The sequence below is a fragment of the Planktothrix sp. FACHB-1355 genome, assembly GCF_014748295.1.
Classification (GTDB): domain Bacteria; phylum Cyanobacteriota; class Cyanobacteriia; order Cyanobacteriales; family Aerosakkonemataceae; genus Aerosakkonema; species Aerosakkonema funiforme_A.
The window spans coordinates 1-4,351 of the sequence record NZ_JACJUP010000562.1; the positions used below are offsets into that span (position 1 = coordinate 1).

At 42.8% G+C, this 4,351-nt stretch carries 7 protein-coding genes; 1 reads left to right on the top strand and 6 read right to left on the bottom strand.

The window, feature by feature from the left end:
• From H6S82_RS20635 to H6S82_RS20645, 3 genes are all read right to left on the bottom strand, one after another.
• The coding region (locus H6S82_RS20635; protein ID WP_199317925.1) for a hypothetical protein at positions 1-202 on the bottom strand (202 nt) is incomplete at its 3' end.
• A 199-nt stretch (positions 203-401) separates the two neighbouring features.
• Positions 402-1,418 (bottom strand): fatty acid desaturase, encoded by a 1,017-nt coding sequence (locus tag H6S82_RS20640; protein ID WP_190464569.1) that lies wholly within the window; start codon positions 1,416-1,418, stop codon positions 402-404.
• A 196-nt stretch (positions 1,419-1,614) separates the two neighbouring features.
• Positions 1,615-2,112 (bottom strand): DUF1648 domain-containing protein, encoded by a 498-nt coding sequence (locus H6S82_RS20645; RefSeq protein WP_190464568.1) that lies wholly within the window; start codon positions 2,110-2,112, stop codon positions 1,615-1,617.
• A gap of 38 nt (positions 2,113-2,150) precedes the next feature.
• On the opposite strand from H6S82_RS20645, the gene H6S82_RS20650 reads away from it, so the two are divergent.
• The gene (locus H6S82_RS20650) at positions 2,151-2,666 is read left to right on the top strand and encodes an N-acetyltransferase (RefSeq protein ID WP_190464567.1); all 516 of its coding nucleotides are present in this window, start codon (positions 2,151-2,153) and stop codon (positions 2,664-2,666) included.
• 42 nt (positions 2,667-2,708) lie between these two features.
• Here H6S82_RS20650 and H6S82_RS33670 read toward each other — a convergent pair whose 3' ends face one another.
• The 3 genes from H6S82_RS33670 to H6S82_RS20665 form a co-directional block, all read right to left on the bottom strand.
• The gene (locus H6S82_RS33670; RefSeq protein ID WP_242057045.1) at positions 2,709-3,149 is read right to left on the bottom strand and encodes a hypothetical protein; all 441 of its coding nucleotides are present in this window, start codon (positions 3,147-3,149) and stop codon (positions 2,709-2,711) included.
• Positions 3,149-3,634 (bottom strand): type II toxin-antitoxin system antitoxin SocA domain-containing protein, encoded by a 486-nt coding sequence (locus H6S82_RS20660; protein ID WP_242057046.1) that lies wholly within the window; start codon positions 3,632-3,634, stop codon positions 3,149-3,151. Before H6S82_RS20660 ends, H6S82_RS33670 begins: the two co-directional genes overlap by 1 nt.
• 136 nt (positions 3,635-3,770) lie before the next feature.
• Positions 3,771-4,351: LysR family transcriptional regulator substrate-binding protein (locus tag H6S82_RS20665; RefSeq protein ID WP_191056635.1), on the bottom strand; the 581-nt coding region annotated here is incomplete at its 5' end.

The following is a 4,351-nucleotide window of genomic DNA, read 5'->3' on the forward strand; positions in this document are numbered from 1 at the left end:
ATTGACTGCGGCGAAAAGCGTCGCGGGATGTGGAGTTGCTTTGCATCCAGATTATATAAGGATGGCGACGAAAATCGTAAACTGCTGCTACCCGCAACACGGCGGCTTCTAAGGTGGGAATGGCGATTAAATCTTCCCAAATTAGGGAGGGTGCGATCGGAAAATCTTCAATGGCAAAAGGTTTGTCTTCTAATATTTGCATAATTGACCTCCACTTCAATAAATCTGGCTCTTTTGGAATCTCTAGGCAAAAGTTTATCTACTCATCTGATGTCCGGTTGCATGGTTGCCTAAAAAAATCGCACTCTTATCTGTGTTCATCTGTGTTCATCTGTCTTCATCTGTGGTAAAAATTTAATTGGCAAGAAACTAAGGTGATTACCCTGGTGCAAGATCTGAGTCTACGAACATTTTCTCCCCCGCTCCCCGATCGCAACGCTACCGACTTTGGTGCGGCGAAAACTGGCCATGATGAAATCGCGCACAAAGGCGAAGTAGGAAGAGATGTAAGGTGCGCCGCGCAATGTTAATTCTTGTTTGAGTTCCTGATGCAAACGCGGTAAATTGTACCAAGGTACTGCTGGATATAAGTGATGTTCTAAATGATAGTTTTCATTACACATAAAGAATCGGGTGACGGGATTGGTAAGAATAGTGCGCGTACCTCTAATTAGATCCGATTCGTCTTCTAATAAAGTGTGTTGACTCATCCCGCGAATGTTGACCATTGTGTTAATAAATAACATGGGAATCAGCCAAGCTTGAATTAGTAGCCACTTGGGAATGGGGGATAGGAAAACTGCCGTTACCAACAATCCCAGCAAAGCCAGTTCGATCGCAATACAAATTCGATCTTTTCTCTGACCTTGGCGAAATCCCAATATCGGAATTGCGATGATATATACTGGATAGCCAATTAACAACCTTCCCCAGTACATCAGGAAGACCAACCAGTTCCACTGGGTATAATTTTTGTAACGATCGGGATCGCCTTCTAAACCTAAATCCTTGTGATGCTTGAGGTGTAGGACTTTGTAAGCTGAATAGTTTTGCAGTACTGGCAAAGCGCACAGGATACTTAAAATTCTGTTCCAATGTGGGTGATTTGATAGTACGCCATGCACTCCTTCATGTGTAAATAAGCTGATACCGTGTAAAGAAGCAGCCGCGAGAAGGTACAATGGCAGACAGGCAATGTAGCGCCAAGGAGTTGCGATCGCCTCCACTAGCAGAAATATACCACCAACGGCAATTATATAGAAAAAGATAAATATCGCTAACCGATAGTGATGGCTGCCGATGCGATGCAACTCTTTGAGTAGGAGGACATTGACTGGCGGCTTTTCTAAATAGTTAATCCCAGACTGGACGGGAACTACCTGTAAATCTTCTGGTAAGGCAGTTAGTTTGCTTTCCATATCAGAAACGGTCAGATACCGAATGCACTAATCTACAGTTCGATCGTGCTACAGTCCTTTTTATCTGACGCAGGTTGTGTGCAGCTTTTTCAATTGGCAGTTTTTTTAGCGTAGGGTGGGCACTGCCCACCAAGTAACGTAGAATGCGTTAGCTTCTGCGTAACGCACCTTCCGGTCGTGCCCAAAATGCGGTGCATCATCGATTCTGATATGCTTGCCAGAGATAATACCCCACAGTGGCAAAAATAACCAAAATAATCACCAACAAAAATCCTATATTCAGCACAAACTCTTTCCGTATTGCTGCCTGGATAATTTGCCATTCAATAAATGCAAATAACCAGATTAGTTGCATTTTCATCCATTTCATCAGACGTAAAGCTATCTCATATTGTCTGTAAGCATTTTGCTCTGTTATCGGTACAGGATAATTAAATGTATGGGGAAACCGATTTACTACTGTCAACAAGATATAAAACAATAGGCTGAGGCTCGGAAAAAGCAAGATAGTCAACTTGCTACCCATCGAATCTACCTTGCCAAACACATCAAAATGAATGGGAATAATATCGGGCATGGCAGCCCAATTAACGATGAGGTATATGAGGTTAAACGCAATTCCGGCAACGGCGACAATTTCGATCGCTCCATCTAAGGGCGATCGCGGTATATTTAAAACAGGTTGTGAAGTCATATTTACCTCAAAAATTAGGTTTGTGCAAGCATAATATTATGGTCAATTTTTCGAGCGAAACAAACAACGATACAGTCAAAATTCGGAAAGTAGTGACAGCTGCTTTCGGTCGTCCAAATGAAGCCCAACTCGTAGAAACGATCCGCAACTCTCCGAATTTCATTCCCGCACTCTCGATCGTCGCAAAACAGAATGAAAATGTGCTGGGTCACATTTTATTCAGTCCTATTACTATTGAAGCACAAGGACAGATAAGTAGCGCGATCGCACTCGCACCCTTAGCCGTCACACCTGCACATCAGCGTCAAGGTATTGGCACCCAGTTGGTACATACTGGTTTATCAAAATGTCGGGAATTAAATCACAGTATAGTTGTCGTTCTTGGCGAACCGCAATATTATCGCCGTTTTGGTTTCCAGACAGCTAGCGAATTCGGCGTGCAAGCACCTTTTCCAGTTCCCGATGAAGCGTTTATGGTGCTGGAACTTCAACCCGACGCACTGAAAAATATCAGCGGTACTGTACGATATCCGGAGTATTTTAATGAAGTCTAATATCATGTCTGTTTGAATACTTATAGCTCTTCCATTGACTTATCACTCTGGACACACACTATGGTCTCTGTCAAACCACACAATGTAGTAAACGGAACCAACGCGAAAACCAAAAATACGCTTTCTTTCATCAACCCGCATTTCCGAAAGTTTAACATCATCGCTGACGCTTTCAGGTAGCTTTGGATGATTGGTAATTAGCTTATATCCGCAGCCTACAGAACCCCCACGTTGTTTCGAGCCTTGGCTTTTTATTTGCGCCCATGTGTATCTCTCGATTTTTTTTAGCGCTCGTATCAAATCCTCAATTTCTGATGGTTGCCACTCCGATAAACGCCAGCGATTTTCATCAGTATGCTCAAACCTAAAGCTAGGGTGTTGTTCGTCTGCGTTCTCCGAGCTTGTTGGATGAGCCAAAGCTGACTCAGGAATTTTGCGTGAGGAACTTGCTCCTGAAGGCTTTTTTATACGAGACTTTCCCACTACTCCTCCAAAAAAGAGGTGTAATAAGCTTTCATATCCTCATGCGATATAACATTTGATGATTTTTTGGCAGGCTCTAAACCCTTACGAGCATTAATCCAAGGAGCTTCTGAATGAGTCAAGTCTTCAAGTCGTTTGGCACTCAATTCCCCATAAGCAGTCCAAACTTCCTCAAGTACTTCCAGTTCGTCTTCTTCAAATTCTGGTAGTTCTTCTTGCGGTTCTGGAATAGCTCCATGTCGGAAATCTTTATAGGCGTCCCAAACTTCATATACAGCAGGCCCATGAACCCAAGCCTGAATATCCTCCTGAAAAATTGGCTTATCTCGCAGTACCAAACTCCAAGCCTGAGCATAATAGACAAGTTTTTGAAGCTTGAGAGGAGAAATTGTATCGCCTGCATCTCGATCGACACGGTACAGAAAGTACCGAGCGATATCCAATGCACTTTTCATAATAGTCCAATTCTTAAGCGCTACAGACATTATAGTTATGATTAGCTAGCAACGAGCGAATTCTACCTATTTGTATTATATAACATAAAATTTGATTTTTGATTTAGGTTTAAACAACAGATAAGATAGAATTTTGATTGGTGCGATCGCCACCTATCCTTTCCCATCATACAGCAGTTTTTTCAGCAAATCGACCCGTATTCCTAAGCGCATCTAAAAACGCATAAACTGCTGGAGAATGAAGCGCATTTGCCAAAATAGCTACCCCAATTACCCTTTCTAAATGTGCCGGCAAACTGCACACTCCCACACCGGGGGGTACGGGTTCGGCAGCAAGACGAGGGAGAATAGCAGCTCCCAAACCTTGTTGAACCATGCTGACAATGGTTGAATCTTCCCTGATTTCGTAAGCAATATTGAGGGGGTATTCTGTAATGGACAAACATTTGCGAGTCAAGGCATTGCAGGGAGGTATGGAACTGACAATTAATGGATATTTAGCTAATTCTTGCCAAGTAACTTGATTATTTCTCAATTTAGTTGTTGGTGGCAGCAGTAGAATGTAATCATCTCGCAGAATTTCCCAAGTTTCAAATTCATTGCTGGTGGGTAAATAGGTGAAACCAATATCGGCATAACCTTCCCGCAAAGCTTGTTCGATACTTGGGAAAGTGTCGTTTTCAGTAATACTGATGGTGATATTGGGAAAGCAGTGGCGAAATCGGGAGATCGCTGTTGGTAGGATGT